The 16,968-nt window shown below is 53.9% G+C and carries 12 protein-coding genes; 1 reads left to right on the top strand and 11 read right to left on the bottom strand.

Going from position 1 to position 16,968, the window contains the following annotated elements:
- The coding region (locus tag LPA37_RS16145; protein WP_229013094.1) for an SIS domain-containing protein at positions 1–653 on the top strand (653 nt) is incomplete at its 5' end.
- A 228-nt stretch (positions 654–881) separates the two neighbouring features.
- Here the strand turns inward: LPA37_RS16145 and LPA37_RS16140 are convergent.
- From LPA37_RS16140 to LPA37_RS16090, 11 genes are all read right to left on the bottom strand, one after another.
- Positions 882–1,868: an MraY family glycosyltransferase gene (locus LPA37_RS16140; protein ID WP_229013093.1), complete on the bottom strand. Its 987-nt coding sequence runs from the start codon at positions 1,866–1,868 to the stop codon at positions 882–884.
- Between the two features lies 1 nt (position 1,869).
- On the bottom strand, positions 1,870–2,823 hold the full coding sequence (locus tag LPA37_RS16135; protein ID WP_229013092.1) for an NAD-dependent epimerase/dehydratase family protein: 954 nt from the start codon (positions 2,821–2,823) through the stop codon (positions 1,870–1,872).
- 527 nt (positions 2,824–3,350) lie between these two features.
- Positions 3,351–5,240 (bottom strand): polysaccharide biosynthesis protein, encoded by a 1,890-nt coding sequence (locus tag LPA37_RS16130; protein ID WP_229013099.1) that lies wholly within the window; start codon positions 5,238–5,240, stop codon positions 3,351–3,353.
- Positions 5,241–5,852: 612 nt separating this feature from the next.
- The gene (locus tag LPA37_RS16125; protein ID WP_229013091.1) at positions 5,853–6,857 is read right to left on the bottom strand and encodes an acyltransferase; all 1,005 of its coding nucleotides are present in this window, start codon (positions 6,855–6,857) and stop codon (positions 5,853–5,855) included.
- The gene (locus LPA37_RS16120) at positions 6,812–7,078 is read right to left on the bottom strand and encodes a hypothetical protein (RefSeq protein ID WP_229013100.1); all 267 of its coding nucleotides are present in this window, start codon (positions 7,076–7,078) and stop codon (positions 6,812–6,814) included. Before LPA37_RS16120 ends, LPA37_RS16125 begins: the two co-directional genes overlap by 46 nt.
- A gap of 326 nt (positions 7,079–7,404) precedes the next feature.
- A complete protein-coding gene (locus LPA37_RS16115) occupies positions 7,405–8,421 on the bottom strand; it encodes a polysaccharide biosynthesis protein (RefSeq protein WP_229013090.1) in 1,017 nt (338 codons plus the stop codon).
- Positions 8,422–8,645: 224 nt separating this feature from the next.
- On the bottom strand, positions 8,646–9,872 hold the full coding sequence (locus tag LPA37_RS16110) for a glycosyltransferase family 4 protein (protein WP_229013089.1): 1,227 nt from the start codon (positions 9,870–9,872) through the stop codon (positions 8,646–8,648).
- 766 nt (positions 9,873–10,638) lie between these two features.
- Complete coding sequence (locus tag LPA37_RS16105; protein WP_229013088.1) at positions 10,639–11,277, bottom strand: glycosyltransferase; 639 nt, start codon at positions 11,275–11,277, stop codon at positions 10,639–10,641.
- 411 nt (positions 11,278–11,688) lie between these two features.
- Positions 11,689–12,963, bottom strand: a complete 1,275-nt coding sequence (locus LPA37_RS16100; protein ID WP_229013087.1) for a glycosyltransferase family protein — start codon at positions 12,961–12,963, stop codon at positions 11,689–11,691.
- Between the two features lie 629 nt (positions 12,964–13,592).
- Positions 13,593–14,819 (bottom strand): glycosyltransferase family 4 protein, encoded by a 1,227-nt coding sequence (locus LPA37_RS16095; RefSeq protein ID WP_229013086.1) that lies wholly within the window; start codon positions 14,817–14,819, stop codon positions 13,593–13,595.
- 145 nt (positions 14,820–14,964) lie between these two features.
- Positions 14,965–16,881: a methyltransferase gene (locus tag LPA37_RS16090; RefSeq protein WP_229013085.1), complete on the bottom strand. Its 1,917-nt coding sequence runs from the start codon at positions 16,879–16,881 to the stop codon at positions 14,965–14,967.
- Positions 16,882–16,968 lie beyond the last annotated feature (87 nt).

Below are 16,968 nucleotides of genomic sequence, written 5' to 3'. Positions count from 1 at the left end.
CGGGGCGCGAGATTGGCGTGGCGTCGACCAAGGCGTTCACGACGCAGCTCGTCGCGCTGTTCGTGCTGGCCGCGACGCTCGGCAAACTGCGCGGGCATGTCGATGCCTCGCTTGAAGCGCAATACGTGCGCCAGTTGCGCCATCTGCCGGCAGCACTCAACAGTGTGCTGGCGCTGGAGCCGCAGATCATCGCGTGGTCGGAAGATTTCTCGCGCAAGGAAAACGCGCTGTTCCTCGGGCGTGGCCTGCATTACCCGATCGCACTGGAAGGCGCGCTGAAGCTCAAGGAAATTTCGTACATCCACGCGGAAGCGTATCCGGCGGGGGAGCTCAAGCACGGGCCGCTCGCGCTGGTGACCGAAGCGATGCCCGTCGTGACGGTTGCGCCGAACGATGCGCTGCTTGAGAAGCTGAAGTCGAACATGCAGGAAGTGCGTGCGCGCGGCGGTGAGCTGTATGTCTTCGCCGACTCGGACACGCGCATCGTCAGCGAAGAGGGGCTGCATGTGATCCGGATGCCGGAGCACTATGGGCTGCTGTCGCCGATCCTGCACGTCGTGCCGCTGCAGTTGCTCGCGTATCACACGGCGTGCTCGCGGGGCACGGATGTGGATAAGCCGAGGAATTTGGCGAAGTCGGTTACTGTGGAGTGAAGGGCCGTAAGATTCTAGACGACATAGCAACTTCGAATAGTTTCACTTAACGCGTTCGGAAACGCTTCACTTAATACCACTCGATTCCTCGCAAATCGAAGCGAGGCGTGGTTTCGACAATAACTGGTGCGAAAACAGATACGTACCATCGCCGTCGGTCGCGAGCGAGGCCAGTGCTGACGGCGCATCTCTCCAAGACGCGCACAAACACGCGTGGCGATTTTCGTTCTAGACCCCATTAAATCGCCGCCAGCGTTGATCGATCTGCAGGCCGATCACCGCCAGCACCACATACCAAGTCACGAGTATCGCCCATTGAAGTATGACCGGCACCTGCAAGGCGAGCAGTGCAACGAAACCACCAACCAGCATCAGCCAATAGTAAATCAGCGCAACATAAACGTGCCCACCGGTCATCTGCACGAGTCGCTGATAGTAGTGCTCTCGATGCGCCTGCCAGGGCGTCTCGCCGCGCGCGATTCGACGCAACAGCGTAACGGTGGAATCGGCGATAAACGGTGCGAACACGAGGGCTGGGAACCACAATGGCCACGCGCCGTGTTGCCACCCCCAGAAGCCTAACGCACCGGCAAGAAAGCCAAGTGGAATAGAGCCAACGTCACCCAGAAAAACCTTTGCTTGCGGAAAGTTCAGAACGAGAAATCCGACAGCCGCACCCGCCACGGCGGCAGCGGTGAGGGCGAGTGATGGCTGCGACTCCGCAGCAGCGATGGCATACGTGCCGAAGCCGAACACCGCCATACCACCTGCAAGACCGTTTGAGCCATCCATAAAGTTGTACAGATTCACCACCCATACTATCGAAACACCGATAAGAATCGCGAACCACCATGCAACGTCGACCGCGCTGACGACAACCACCACCGCGACCACAATAAGGTGTGCTGCAAAGCGAACGCGCGCGGACAACCCACGACGGTCGTCGATTTGAGACACAATCCCGAGTACCGCAGCGCCCGCCGCGATAGCCCACAACGGCGACGCAAACAGCGCGACGATCAACAGAACGGCCGGCACGATACCCCAGCCGCCGATTCGCGGCACAGGCCTGTCATGCAGTGAGCGATGGTTCGGGATATCGACGGCGATGTCCCACGCCCAGCCGGTACGTAACAAGATCAACAGGATCGCGAAGCAAAGGATGGCCGCAATCACCGCCGCTGCGGGGAGCGGCAAAGAATGAATCGACGTCATGTCAGCGCGCCGCCTTGAAAGCACGAGCCGTTTCGGCGAGCCCTTGTAAGACGGACCATGGCGGAGTCCAGCCGAGCTCACGGCGCAACCGGCTGCTGTCGACTCGCAACGAGCTCGTCAGCCTGTCGACTTGCGCAGTCCTTCTTGTCAACCGCCCGATGCCACGCAACCACAAGACCGGTACGGGAAGTAGGCGCAGGGGCCGGCCGAGCGCGCGAGCCAGCGCCTCAACCATATCGGCCACCGTCAGATCATCGCCATCGGTGACGTGGTAGATGCCTTCGACCGGTTCCAGCCGCGTAGCGACCGTCCGGATCGCATCGGCCAGATTGCCGACATACACCATGCTGCGGCGCGCGTCGATCGCGCCGAGCGGCAGCGGAATGCCGCGATCCACCGCGCGCATGAGCCCGTGGAAATTGGCGCGCACGCCGGGCCCATACACGAGCGGCGGCCTGATGACGACGACCTCAATACCATTCGTGCGCCCAAACGCGAATAGCGCCTGTTCGGCTTCGAACTTCGAGATCCCGTACGGATCGACGGGCGCTGGTATGTCGTCTTCGCGCCATGGGCGACCGGGCTCCCGATCCCCGAGCGCCTTCACGCTGCTCACGAACACGATCCGCCGCGCCCCTGCGCGTCGTGCTGCTGCCGCTGCGTTGAGCGTGCCGTCGACGTTCGCAGCGCGATAGGCCATAAGCGGATCGACGGCATCGTCCTGCATCATGTGCACGCGCGCCGCGAGATGCACGAACACGTCACAATGCTTCAGTTCCGGCTGGCCGGCCGCGATACTCGCGAAGTTGTCGTCTGGAATTACGCATTCGCGCGCGCGCGCAACACCTACGCCGGCACGCCGCACAAGCGCGTTTACATCATGCCCCGCGTCGCACAGCAGTGCGCATAGCACCCGGCCAACAAACCCATTTGCACCACTGATTGCTATCTGCATAGTCTCGTTCCTTGCTGCCGGACGCGTGACACGGACGATGTCCCCAACGTGCATGCCGGCCTGTGTCATGTGCGCTCACCCGCCTATCACCCGGGAAACATTGCATGTTTTTCTACGGTTATATCCCACGTCAAACTGGCCGCGCGGCGCAGGCCTTTCTCTGCCCGACAGATTACGCACGGCGCGCAACGCCATTGCAGTGATCAGTGATTCCGTCTCAAAACAAGGAAACTTTGCCAAGCGCCGCGCCATAGGACATTAACGCGATCAGGCTCTCTCGTTTGTACACGTCCGATCGACCCAGGCCCCGACATCGTCGACGTCGCTCTGCTCCCGCAAACGCTGGGAGCAATACTCGACGCCGCTTTTGGCCGGCCGGAGGGAGCTCCGGTCGAAGAGGATTCTCATGCAGCAGTCGATTGGGACAAGGTATCGATCAGTATGCGCTTCGCAGAAGCGCCGATGGCAGCGAAAGCCGCCATCGTAAGGGAATCACGGATGGGTTTCGCAGCGCGCTGTGCACCGGTTTATCGGCCGTTAATCTGCGACTGCCTGATCGGTGCGACGCTCTTTAGCGACGGCGTGCTTGTCGGCTGATATTCCGGCACCCAGCGGCGCAGATCGCGGCGCACCTCGTCGTCTGCCAGCACGCGGTGTTGCATAAGCCACGGCAGCAACTGATCGAGCAGATCGTTGGGCACTTCGCGCGCCTGAGCGATACGCAGCTTCGGATGCGGTGTGCGTGTCGTCGTTTCATCGTCAGCGAGCAATTCTTCGTACAGCTTCTCGCCAGGACGCAGGCCCGAAAAAACGATGCGGATCTGATCTTCGGTGAACCCGTAGAGACGGATGAGGTCGCGCGCGAGGTCGACGATCTTGACCGGCTGCCCCATGTCCAGGATGAAAATCTCGCCGCCGCGGCCCATGCTCGATGCCTGCAAAACCAGTTGCGACGCCTCAGGAATGGTCATGAAAAAGCGAGTGATTTCCGGATGCGTCACCGTAACAGGACCACCCTTCGCGATCTGCTGCTGGAACTTCGGAATCACGCTGCCCGCGCTGCCAAGTACATTGCCGAAACGTACCGTTTCGAACTGCGTGCGCGGGCTGGTTTGCTGTAATGCCTGACACGCCATCTCCGCGAGCCGCTTGCTCGCGCCCATCACGTTGGTAGGATTGACCGCCTTGTCCGTCGAGATCAGCACGAAGTGCCTAACGTCCCGACGTATCGCCGCACGCGCGACGCGGTATGTGCCCAGTACATTGTTGCGCACCGCCTGCCATGCATTCAGTTCTTCCATCAGCGGCACGTGCTTGTACGCGGCCGCGTGAAAGACAATGTGCGGCGTGTGACGCGACATCACCTGATCAAGCAGCAACGAGTCTTTCGCATCGCCGATCACGGGAATGACGGAAACATCGGGGAAGCGCTCGTGCAACTCTTCCGTCAGCCGGTACATCGCGTATTCGGACAGGTCATATGCAATCAGTTGCGCCGGTTCGAACCGCAGAATCTGTCGACACAGTTCGGAACCGATCGAGCCACCCGCACCGGTGACCATCACCATGCGCCCGCGCAGCAACGTCTCTACATGTGGCGTGTCGATCTTGATCGCGTCGCGGCCCAGAAGATCTTCCAGGTCGATCTGGCGCACTCGAGACAGGAATGCCTGCCCTTGCGTAAGCGTGGTGAGCGCGGGCAGCACCATCGCGCGTACACCTGCACGCACGCACAGTGTAGCAACGCGACGCTGCGCTTCAACCGACGCCGACGGAATCGCAATAATCGCGGAATCCGCTTTCAGTTCGGCGGCGATGCGCGGCAATTCATTGATCGAGCCCAGTACCTTGTAGCCATAAACTTCGCGGCCCTGTTTGGCGGGATCATCGTCGAGCAGGCCGATGAGACGCCATTCGCTTGATCGCGACAGTTCGCGGGCAAGACTCGCTCCGGCGGCGCCCGCGCCCAGGACGATCACCGGCTTGCCTTGCGCGACAAGCCCACCGTATAAATAGAACTCTTTGGCCGTGCGATAGAGCGCGCGCGAGCCGCCCATCGCAAGGAACAGCAGCAGCGGCGAGACGACCAGCACCGAACGTGGAATGACCGGCAACGGCTGCAGCATGACGGCGCAGATCATCACGATAACCGCGCCCGCCGCCACCGCCTTCGAAATGCGTACGAGGTCGGGCAGGCTCGCGAAGGCCCACATTCCACGATATAGACCGAAGATGCGAAACATGGCCGCGTAGGCAACGACAACCCATGCCAGCGCATGAAGGCCGCCGTGCCAGTATTCGAGTGGCACAATTCCGTTGAAACGAATCGTGTACGCCACCAGCCACGCTGTGGCCACCGCACACGAATCGAATGCGAAGGCGCTCAACGATAGTCGAGACGACTTGAAGCGGATCATTTTCATTACACCTCGGAACGGCTCAATCTACTTTGAGATGGCACAGCCGGTACCCCTTTAATAATTGTAAAAAACAGGGGTGCATGATACTGGCGCAGTCTAAATTGCCGACGCATGTTGAAATCAGGAAAAATCGCCCGATTGCATAACATGCGCCGCTGAGGAAGCGCGCTTATTATGCCGATACTCGGAGGCAAACACCATGCTTGACTGACGCGAGCCGACCATGATGAACCGGCTGAGGTCCCCGCGCGGCGGGCGCCAGTCCGATTGCAGAAGATCCTTCCGTATTTTGAGACTGATGCGCGCCGACAACAAGAAAACCACCATTCGCGTCATTTCCGCATCACATCCGCATCAAGCAACGGATTCGTCTACGACTCCTGCAGCATCTCCATACACATTGCTGCTCGCGATCAGGTCATTTCGAGTACAGCATCGATCGCCACAAGGTAAGCGCTCCGTGGGACGGGTTTCATCGATCATGCACCGGTGGCGCGTGTCACATCGTGTGTGCACAAACTCAAATCATAGAGCGCCGCTTGAGATTGCCAGCCATCAACCTATCCATGCAGCACCCTTAACGTTAGCTCCGATTGATAGTGCGGTCGCTTAACTAACAAATCTTCCGATTTTTGTCAGACGCACACCATAAACCAATACCATCGATATTAGAAAGCCACCAATTGCCATAAGTGGTGCCGTCAGCCAGACGTCCCGTCCCTCTGCACCAAATCCCATTCTCGGAAATATTCCTCCGATAATCAACACATGGAGACAATACGTCCCCAACGTGCAGTCGGCAACTCGCGCTACGAACGCGGATGGTGCCTTGGGTTTCGTGGAAAGAAACATAGAGAAAAAGCCTATAGAGGCTAAGATTATAAATGGCGAAGTATATTCGTAAAACGCTTGGCAAACGGATCCGATCCTGGCTGTTTGCCAACAGGTCGCTAGTAGCGCCAGCAGGGAGCCAGCTACGAACATAATCATGCCTGCGCGACCGCTAATTTTGAACTCATTGAGCATCGCGCCGAGAAGCAGAAAGCCGGCATAGCTTCCAAAGACGCTCAGTTGGTAGATGCCAATCCACGTGGCTGGGAAAGTGGACATGCAAGTATCCGGCGAGAGCGCTTTGGAGACTGCAGGCCAAGCAGATCCCACAGCCAACCATAAGGAAAGCGCCCACAGCTTCTCCGCTCGCGTCGCGCCTTGATAGAACCTTCGCATCACTGGCACCAGTGCATACAACCCTATGACGGCATACAGATACCATAGGTGATACATCGTAGGTCCCTTGAGAATCGCGAGAAACCAATTGCTAGTCTCAATGCCATTGTAGGAAAGCCAGGCGAGGTAGACGCACGACCAAAACACTAGTGGAGGCACAATTCGTATAAGCCTCTTTCTTACAAAAACAAGGAGCGGCTCGCTTTTTGTCAGCAGGGATACTCCCGATATCATCAGAAATATTGGTACACAAACGTGCGAGGACGCATTGTAAATATTGGCAATCAACCATCCTGGACCAACATGCACCGCCTGCTCCCCAGAGACATGAAGCAGGACAATCAGAAAGCATGCAGTAATTCGAAGCCACGATATTCGAGCGTCCATCTGAGTTCCTTCAGTTTTGATCGAATGATTATATTTTTGCCTCCTGCGACTTTCGCAATGCGGCTACGAACCGATGCGATCAGCGCCGGCAAGAACAGTTCGATCACAAGTCGGAATGAGAGCACCGGAGAAATGCGTACGATGTCGTCTGCGATCACTGCGCAAGCGCGATATCCATAAACAACCGTTGGAATGAATGGAGCGGCAACTACTTTACTCACGCCGCCTGTGCAGGATAAACGACGTTCGGATGATCGAAAGGATCAGTTGCAATCCCGCCCTAGGTTACGGAGTCATCTCCGATTGATGCGGCATGCGACGACTTAGTTACGCCGTCGCCGGCGGCGAGCCCTAGAACTTCTATATATTCGATGTCAATCTGACAAGGAAATTGTTCATAAGAGCAAAGCATGTCGCGATCGGATAAATCCAGAAACGGTTCACCTCTGAAGTTTCCTGCAACGATCAATTTTTGCTCACCTAAGTTTCAATTTCTTCACTTATCTGCTCGTGCGCATTTTCGAAGCGCTGCTCGCTCCTAGCAACCTCAGTGCTCACCTGCAAGTTGTGCCTGAACATAATCGAGACTCAACAGCAACCGCTTCACCCCCTCAACATCATGACGCTCTGTATTGTGTGAAGTATAGTCGTCGATATCTGATATCTTCGTTTCGCCCTCAACAAAATATTTGTTGTAGTTTAAATCTCTGTCGTCGGCGGGAATACGATAGTACTGTCCCATATCTTCTGCACGAGCCATTTCTTCGCGAGATATGAGCGATTCGTAAAGCTTCTCCCCATGCCTCGTTCCGATGACACGGATCGGGTTGTTCTTTCCAAAAATATCGCGCAATGCAACTGCCAGATCGCCGACCGTTGAAGCTGGGGCTTTTTGGACAAAAATATCACCTTGTCGAGCATTTTCGAATGCATGTAGCACCAAATCGACCGACTCGTCCAACGACATCAAAAATCGAGTCATGCTTGGATCGGTGACCGTTAAATCTTTATTCTCCTTCAACTGGTTAATGAACAGCGGAATGACAGAGCCACGCGATGCCATCACATTCCCATAGCGCGTAGCGCATAGCACTGTTTCTTTTTCATTCAATTGTCGCGACATTGCCACCATTACCTTTTCCATCATTGCTTTGGAAAGGCCCATCGCATTAATCGGGTATACGGCCTTATCGGTGCTCAGCACCACGACACGCGCCACTCCATTTGCAACAGCTGCGCGCAGTACATTTTCGGCCCCAAGGACGTTGGTGGCAACAGCCTCCATCGGATAAAATTCACATGACGGAACCTGTTTAAGCGCTGCCGCATGAAATACATAATCGATACCACGCATAGCGGCATGCACGGAATCATAAGAACGAACGTCCCCAATATAAAACTTTACCTTCGGATTATTCAAAGCAATCCGCATATCCTCTTGCTTCTTTTCATCACGACTGAAAATTCGAATTTCCTTCACATTTGTGCTCAAGAACCGCTTCAGCACCGCATTACCAAATGAGCCGGTGCCACCTGTAATCATCAAAGTTTTATCTTCAAACACTGTAACCTCTGCCACCTAAAGTTGAACACATGTGATACCCGAATTCTCGCCATGTATGCGCACAGCGAGGCTTGGAACATTGAGTCGGCCTGCATCGATCAACCGATCAATGCTTATCCGGCGCCCCACTCGAATATACAGTTGACGCAAAATCCATGCATCTCCTCCATGAGGAAAGAAAATCAAATACTGTAACTGCATTAAACTGGTCGAAAAAGTTTCGCTCAAGTTCTTGTGACATTAATAATTGATTGAAATTTTTCAATCAATTCCTTCGTAAGTCTATTGCTTTCGAAATTTTCCTCGAAGTACCTTTTCCCGTTCTCTCCAAGTTCCGCCCGGTCATTAGCGGACATTTGGTAAAGTCTTTCAACCTGCAACACGAGCCCGTCTACGTCCATCGCCCCACAGGTTAACCCGGCTTTCGCTTCGTTGATCACGCGCGAGCCTTCCCCGTTGATGCAACCAATGATGGGTCTCCCTGCAGCTAGGTAAGACTGTACCTTGCTCGGAACCGTTCTAGCAAAAATTGGATCGTCGGTCAGCGTCACCAACAACGCGGACGCATTTGCGAAAACGCTTGGCATTGCCTCAACCGGATAGCGCCCCGCAAGCACAACGTTGGTCAATTGTCGCACCTTAACCTGCTCGCTGAGCCACTTGGAACGGCTGCCATGACCCACGAGGAAAAACCTGATTGACTTTTCACCCGCTAGCCGCTCCGCTGCATCGAGGACTACCCCCAGCGCCTGCGCGGTGCCCAATGCTCCCGCGAACACGATCGAAAAATATTGCGTCAGGCCTGGTATCGGGCACTCAGATTTAGCACTGCTTGATGCGACCACATCTTCCGCCGAATTCGGGTAATAAAATATCTTTTCTCGTGCACATAAATTTGACACTGGCTCAATAAATGCATTGGATTGGACAAGAACAACATCGGCACGACTATAAATCCATTTTACGCAATGACCAACCAACCCAAGAATTAACTTATTTTTTACAAAACCTGTAGCCTCAAGACTATCCGGCCAAATATCCTGCACCCAAATTACCAGCTTCGCTCGCTTCTGCCATTTCAAAAAAATAGCCGGGATTGCTTGCAGAATCGGAGAAATTCCATAAACAAATATCACGTCTGCTGGCCGTCTAAAAGTTAGCGCGGGTCCCAGCAAAATCCCCCAAAAGACGAATGAAAGATAATTTGCTGCCAATTGCAACGCTCGACCAGCCTTTCTCGGTACAAGTGGAATACGAAGGATCTCGATGCCATCCATCGTTTCCCGCCCAAAGGACCATGTTGAATAGCCCTCAAAAATCTCTCCGCCAGGATAGTTAGGCTTGCCAGTCAGGACGGTCACATTTACCCCTTGCTCTGATAGGCGCCGTGACAGATCATTTATTCTGAAATCTTCAGGCCAGAAATATTGAGAAACAATTAGCAAATTCATACCGACCTTTTCGGATTTTATTTGAATAAATCGTCTCCAACTGTCCGATCAAATAATCGAAAATCCGGCAATTTACCGAAAATTCTGTCACCCGCTTCCAATGATCTACTCTTGTGCAGCGCCCCCAATCATGGATCACATGAAATTGGAAAAATCCGCTCCCGCATAAGCGTACTATACACTTGAATATGTCTTCATTTTATCAGATAGGAGAAAACACTATACTCGAGAAATTCTCATGCAACAGATTCGTGATTTATTATCATCGACAGGCCTGAGTCACCTCTCATTGGAGTTCAAACTCATGAGTTGAACATCGACACCGCCGCGGGAGGATTTTCCTCGCCCCCTCTTAAACCATTGAGACGGTGTGGCGAGAGGACCTGTTGGACAATTGGCCATGGACCATTGGTCGAATCGACCCGCCCAGCATCAAAGGTCGCACTACACTGCGCATCCCGACACGCTGCCGGGAGGCATATCGGTTACCCCTTGCAGCGAACGAGCAGCCGGCCATTGTTTACTCTCCGTTGACGTTGATGCAGCCAACGCAACTGAAACGCTTTGCAGCGGCAATGTTTTATACGCGTGAAACAGAGGCTTCCAAACGGCATAGATCCACGCGTAGAAGCTGTTTCGGATTCCGCCACGGGCCTCTGCATACCAACCCAAGGACGCGCCTGCCGACTCAGCTGCTCCAACGACGAGTTTGTTGAACGCCGTTACGGGCGCAATTGTCGGCACACGCCCGGCTCGGTTAGTATCTTCATCGCAATATTTCCTCTAGAAATTGCTTAGGAGAGTGAATTTCAATCAAATCATCTGGAACATTCATAAACCGCCGCACAGCGCGAGCGATCGATACAGGAGAATGTGGATCAAATGTCTCGACCGGCCGCACAATGTCACGCACATAATCCAGTTCAGCGGCAATCACAGGAAGACCAAGTCGAGTGGCTTCGATCAATGGCAGACCAAACGACTCGATTATTGAAGGGAAGATGAGCGCAGAAGACGAACGATAGAGATCGGCTATATCAGACTGCTGAAGCGGCCCGACATTCACGATATTTAATCCCAGTTGGACAATATGCCATGAAATACGATCCGAAAGATCCCGATAGGTAGAAGAATCCACGGTTAAGGTCAACGACGGTCTAAGCCCCGCTTCCGCCAGCAGCCGCCATGCATCCAAAAGGTTTCTGTGATTTTTGTGACTCTCGCCGCTCGCAACATACACGAAATCAAATTTCGACTTCCGATCATCCGAAGCCGACGTATAAGAATGATCATCTGACGTAAATGGAACTACAGAGACCGGCACGTCATAGCGCAGCCAGCGTTTTAGCGAAGCAGCCATAGACGGCGTCTGCACGATATACCGCGAACATCTGTGCTGAAGCATGCTACTCCATCGTCGCTCTACCAGGATCCGAAGTCGTACCTTGAGCGGATATCCGGCGAGGCTAACGGATCCAATAAGTAGTCGATTCTGAATCAGAACTATCACCTCGGCACGCGACGTTAGCAGTGGCGGTAAACCATGAAAGCAGAATAGACGTGTATCTTTATCTACAGCATCCCGGACCATGAACTCTGCCCGCAAACGCGATGTGAGACGCGGCTCAACCCATGTCACATCCGCCATCGCAGGCAGCGTCAAACGCTTGCGAGCCCGAATGTCCAAAAACGCACGTAGCGACTGCTCCGCTGGCCAAGCAGCCAGCAATGCACGCAACAAAACGTAACCTCCGCCCGTGTGCACGTTCGGCGCGTAAAGGACCAGGTCCGGTCGCATATTAATACTTTCCCGTCGTCACAACGATAACTTGGCGACAATGTCGGTAAACGCGCGAGCTACGCTTGTGCCGCTGAAGGCGTTACGATAAGACTCGTCACACCACGAGACGTCGGGACGATTCATGACATGCATCAGTGCCTCTTCGACCGCTTGCGAAATCCTATCGATATCGTTGGGGCGAGAATGCCAGCAACCCAATTGCTGTAGCGCGTCCTCCGAACTGCCCGGAGGTACAAGACCGACTATCGGCGTACCTGCTCCCATGTAGTCCGATAACTTGCTAGGCATGAATAGATTCTTACGAATATCAGCCTCAATTAGCAAAAGAATGTCTGCGTCATACATTTTCTCCAACGACTCGACAAACGACACGCTGCCAACCGTACTGATTGTGCCCTCTGGTAGACTGAGTGCGGCAGCGGTCTGAAGCATTTCCGGTGGGACCAGACCAACTAGTTCCACATGAAATACATCGCGCAAGTCGGGACGACGCGCGAGCAGCTTGACCAATGCCTGAAACAAGGGTTCCGGCGAACGGCGACCGTATAGCACCCCAACATAGCGAAGGAGAATTCTGTCATTCGTTGCTTTGGCGCGTCGAGGAAAGAGTGCCTCATCATAAGCATGCGGAATCACAGCAGTTTTGCGTCGATTCTCCTGCGGATGATTCTTCAACATTAAATCAAGTGAATAGGGCGAACTGTGCACTATGAAGTTGGCGGCATTAACTGTACGCGGTTCATGGCGCTGATTCCAGAATTTGGTGAAACGACTCACCTCAAGTGGGTTTCCCGCCCAAGGATCGCTAAATTGAGCAATCCAGCGCACGTTGCGGCGGGCCCTCTTAACACGCTCCATAACAGCGTTAATCGAATGGAAAGGAGACCAAGTCATGACGGCATCGTATTGACCCAAGTCCAAATCCATGAGCGATTCATAGGCAGATTCCTGCAAAACCGTCATTAGATCTGGCACGCGGGAGAACACGCGGGAAGACGAACGCAAGCGACTTACGAGTCCCCTAGACGGAGTCAACCGCGTAATCGTTGAAAACGTTTTCTCTGCGAATGGCAGGAGACTGTCGTCGAGCGGTAGTTCCTTGCAGAACGAATCAGCACATACAACGTCAACGGCAAAACCGGAGCGTGCGATAGCTGCCATCGGCTTGTATACCGCGGCCGTCATCTGAACCTGCATCGGCGGGAAAGCGTAGCTAAACAGCAAAATCCTGCCACGATTGACGAGCGTCCTCTCTTGACCGGAGATCAAATTGCCAGTGCCTACTGTCACTCTATCCTGCAACACGACGAACTCCCAAAACAGGCCATGATGACCGCGACGCTCTGGAGACTGAGTACAAGCGTCGCGACAGCAATGGGGAGAATGACAAACACCATTCTAAAATTGGAGGCGAAAGCTCGACATCAAGACGCAATATCGACGACTCCGAATATTTCACCAGCACCCTCATCCACGGGGTCAATAGGAACATCGCGCCTGACGTTCGCTGTCGGCGTAGACGACATAATAACGACCGTCTTAGCGAAATGTGGAGCGATATACGAGTCGGCAATTCCAAGACCTAGACGGAGACAATATCAGGAAGTCGCCGAGTACCGGAGGAATAAAAACATCGCGTGTGAATATCTCAGATATGATACCGTAGATGAGCGCCGCGCGACACAGCACCACCAACCATTCAGCCTAAAGCCCCGGTGAGTAGTCCGATATCCAGCGACCAGATCAGGCCAAACTGCTATAGCGCCGACAAGACTGCAACTCTCTCCTGCGAGGCGCGCCTTTCAAAATGGCGTCTCAACAATCGCTAGCACACTGGCTCAGCAACCGCTCGCGCTCGGCCCGATCCGATTGCCTCGCACACTACATCCAACAAAGACTCGCACCTGTCACCTCGCAACTCAGGCCGCCTTACGATTCGCGACGACCTGACGATAAACGTCTACCATGTGTTCAGCCTGTCTGCGAATGTCATAGTGCTGCTCGGCAAGTTGCCGTGAGCGGTGCCCCCGCTCCTCTCTTTCCTCTGGCGTATGAATTAGTCGCTCGATGGTATTGGCCAGCGCAGCAGAGTCACGTGACGGCACTGCGATCCCAGCATGAGGCGCGAAAAGCACCTCCGGCAATGCCGTCCCCTCAAAACATACGGATGGTTTACCAAAAGCCATTGCTTCCACCGCCATCAAGCCAAACGAATCCGCCAACGACGGCATCAGGAACAAGTCTGTCGCGTCGTATACATCGCGCATGACATCATCGTCATTGGTCCAGCCCAATTCAACAACCTGGAAGCGCTCCTTAAATCGATCAACCCGCCCTTTGTCGTTCAGCGTCAGCAGGCATATAGGCACGTTAACCTGAATGCGATCTAACGCCTCGATAACATATTGCAAGCCCTTGAAATCGTTCATGACCGAGCGAAAACACAGAACCAGACGGCCCGGCTCAATTCCTAGGCGCGCTTGAGCCTGTGCTTGATCACGGGCTTTGAAGAAATCCAGGTCAAGCCCAAATGGAAGTCTATGGACTGGCACCCCGTCGAACAGTGGCGACTGGTGAACCATATTTTCCATCCATGTGGACGCAACGATCACTTCGAAATTTGACCGTTTGTACGCAAACTGTTTCAGCCGGAAATTAAGTGCCGTGGTGTCAAAATTAATCTTGAAGTCCGTATTAAGGTCCGGGCAGTGACCGCAGCCCGTTTTCCAGCGCTGACAGGAAAAAGGGTGAATACAGTGGCCAGTCATGGCCCACGGATCATGCAGTGTCCACACTGTCGGCTTTAGCGCCGTCAGAGCGGGCAGAGACTGCATGCTCAGAAATCCAGAATGAATAATGTGATAGTGAACCAAGTCTGCTTCACGGAATTCTGGCAGTCGCGCAATTCGAGCGCCGTTGGTATAGAGCTGTGATTGCAAAGACAGTGTGCGCTCAATCCCGCGTGTCAAGCGATTTATCTTGCGCACCATCTTATCCTGCAAGCTGACTACATCGGCCTCCAGGCAGTCTTGCTCCCAGACTAGCTGCTTGGACGAAACGCCTAGCGTTGCCAGATATGGCTTCAGGGATAGACCGTTAAAACGCCGGCCTGGAGATTGATAGCCATTCACCTGTAAAACATTCATATCAACTCGCCTGTTCAGCGATCAGTTCAAACCGCAGGAAAAAAGAATTTTATCTGGACTTGCGCCTTCGAGGCATCACATCGCAACAATCTTTGCAGAAAAACTGCGCATACAGATCTCTTCGGCACGTTACGTTGGGGCAACGCTACCGGAGACGAAGTAGCCTCCTGACCAAATAAGCGACGCGTGATCGGAGCCTATTATTCCGAGCGGTTTGCTCCGCCCGCATTGCTTCAAGCTGCCCTTCTAGTCCATTCAGGATGTGCGCCTGCCGTGTAAGTTGCGCCTGGGCCTCTTCGAGCTGCGCCTGCATTTGCGCCTCCGACTGCGCGTGCAATTGCGCCTGTGTGTGTGCTTTCCGTTGATCAATGCGAAAAACTAACGTCGCTTCTTTTACGTACTTGACCCATAGATCATTGACAGCACCATCCACACCTTTATTTATCCAGTGTTGAATACAGGATTCCTGAGCAATATACGTCTCGACGTGATCGTCGGTGATCACAATTCCCTGCAATTTCAGAGCTTCCCGCAAAAGATCAATAATCCGCAGCGGCGTACCCGGTGCCGCTTCTGCACAACTGGCCACGCTGGCCAGACTCCCAAACAAGCCGCGCACAATCAGATAGGACAAGGAGAGACTAGACCGGATTTCCCATTCCTTATCAAAAAAACGCAACGTATTGTCGGGCATCTGGACGCAATTCATCGGCGTCCAATCAAACATCGTCCCCGACACATCCTTGTCAAGAGACAGTGCAACTGCGGGCCCGAGATTCGCCTGCTCGCACAATACATCAAGCCAGCGGCGGGCCCACGAACACACGTCGGTGACGGACCACCCTGGTTTATTAACAATTTCTACAAGCACATCCCACCACAGGACGCCGTTGAGATATTGCTCGTTCTCGACATGATGTGTCACTGGTACGCTCGGCGCAAGCTGAGGCGCGAGCAGTTCACGAGTGACAACAACAGTATCTTGCTCAAGCGCGAACCGCTTAACGGTAGCGAATGCAGGATGGCGCTCGACACTGTAGTGCCAAGCGAAGTTCCTTCGCCGCTGTAGAAAATTGAGAGCTTGCTCGTTCCTCCCCGCCACGATGAGAAATGAGTTCGCCAAGTCTGGAGCCAGACCGTTGCTATAGATGGATTTCCAAACTTGCTCCAGCGAAAACGACGGGGCAATCCAGTCGGGACGAGCCCGATCGCGACCCACCGAGAGTTCTAGCAGCGTCTGTCCGGAAAAATGGGGATTGGGTATCGATCCCGATGACGACAGGATCGATACCGGCATGTGATAGTCCGGCAGCGGTAACAGGAGCTGCTGACTTTGCAAACCCATAGAGTCCAGAATGCCGCGAATTTCTTCCAAACCGAAACGAATAATGGTATCGGAGCCGTATCGGTTCTCGATTCCATAATTCGGCAAATCTACATTTGGCTCAGGAAAGCCTGAAAAGTATTTGAGTCCTAATTTATTCTGAATGGCAATTACTAGAATTCCATCGTCCTTCAACTGGCGTGCCGCATTAGCGAGAAGCTCAAGTTCAGCACGCTCTCCACAGCGCGAAAATATTCGTGCGTACTGGAGCACGCCAATCATTGTCACAACGTCGAATTTCTCGATCGAGTCGAATTCTTCGATGCGATCGCACACCACTTTAACGTTCGGCAAATCCACTGTACGTTGTCGCGTAATGGAGGCGCGCAACGACGATGCTTCTAATGCAACGACATCTCCCCCCAACTCTCCCAGGAAGCGGGTAATGACCCCACAACCGGAGCCCAATTCGAGTACCCGGCCACGGCATGCCTCCTCCAATGGTCGAAGAATGTTGGCCCTAACAGGAGACAAATGACACGTCGAGCGCCAATCCCAACTAGCCGCGCTTAATTCGGCCGAAAACAGGGAGCGGTCTGACGCTTCAGAAATTATCCGCTCTATGGTGCGCTCGAATTCTTCCCCATCGGAGTAAGAAAATAAATCTTCCTGCTGATCATCCCGACGCGGCACGTGTATATCGTCAACAACCGCATATTGATTCGGATAGCTTCTCATTTTCTTCGCCAACAATCACTTTATTCAATAAAAATTCCCGCATAGCCTCCCACGCTAGACTGGCCACGCAGAACTTTAGACTCGTAA

It is taken from the genome of Paraburkholderia gardini (assembly GCF_907164545.1).
Classification (GTDB): Bacteria; Pseudomonadota; Gammaproteobacteria; order Burkholderiales; family Burkholderiaceae; genus Paraburkholderia; species Paraburkholderia gardini.
Note: the sequence above shows the minus strand (reverse complement) of the source record. Positions and strands in the feature narration are given on the sequence as shown.

Bases quoted from the DNA above. Each gene is read 5' to 3' on its own strand.
- LPA37_RS16110 (WP_229013089.1), bottom strand. From the start codon at position 9,872: ATGAATTTGCTAATTGTTTCTCAATATTTCTGGCCTGAAGATTTCAGA.
- LPA37_RS16105 (WP_229013088.1), bottom strand. From the start codon at position 11,277: ATGCTTCAGCACAGATGTTCGCGGTATATCGTGCAGACGCCGTCTATG.
- LPA37_RS16140 (WP_229013093.1), bottom strand. From the start codon at position 1,868: ATGACGTCGATTCATTCTTTGCCGCTCCCCGCAGCGGCGGTGATTGCG.
- LPA37_RS16095 (WP_229013086.1), bottom strand. From the start codon at position 14,819: ATGAATGTTTTACAGGTGAATGGCTATCAATCTCCAGGCCGGCGTTTT.
- LPA37_RS16125 (WP_229013091.1), bottom strand. From the start codon at position 6,857: ATGGACGCTCGAATATCGTGGCTTCGAATTACTGCATGCTTTCTGATT.
- LPA37_RS16130 (WP_229013099.1), bottom strand. From the start codon at position 5,240: ATGATCCGCTTCAAGTCGTCTCGACTATCGTTGAGCGCCTTCGCATTC.
- LPA37_RS16090 (WP_229013085.1), bottom strand. From the start codon at position 16,881: ATGAGAAGCTATCCGAATCAATATGCGGTTGTTGACGATATACACGTG.
- LPA37_RS16135 (WP_229013092.1), bottom strand. From the start codon at position 2,823: ATGCAGATAGCAATCAGTGGTGCAAATGGGTTTGTTGGCCGGGTGCTA.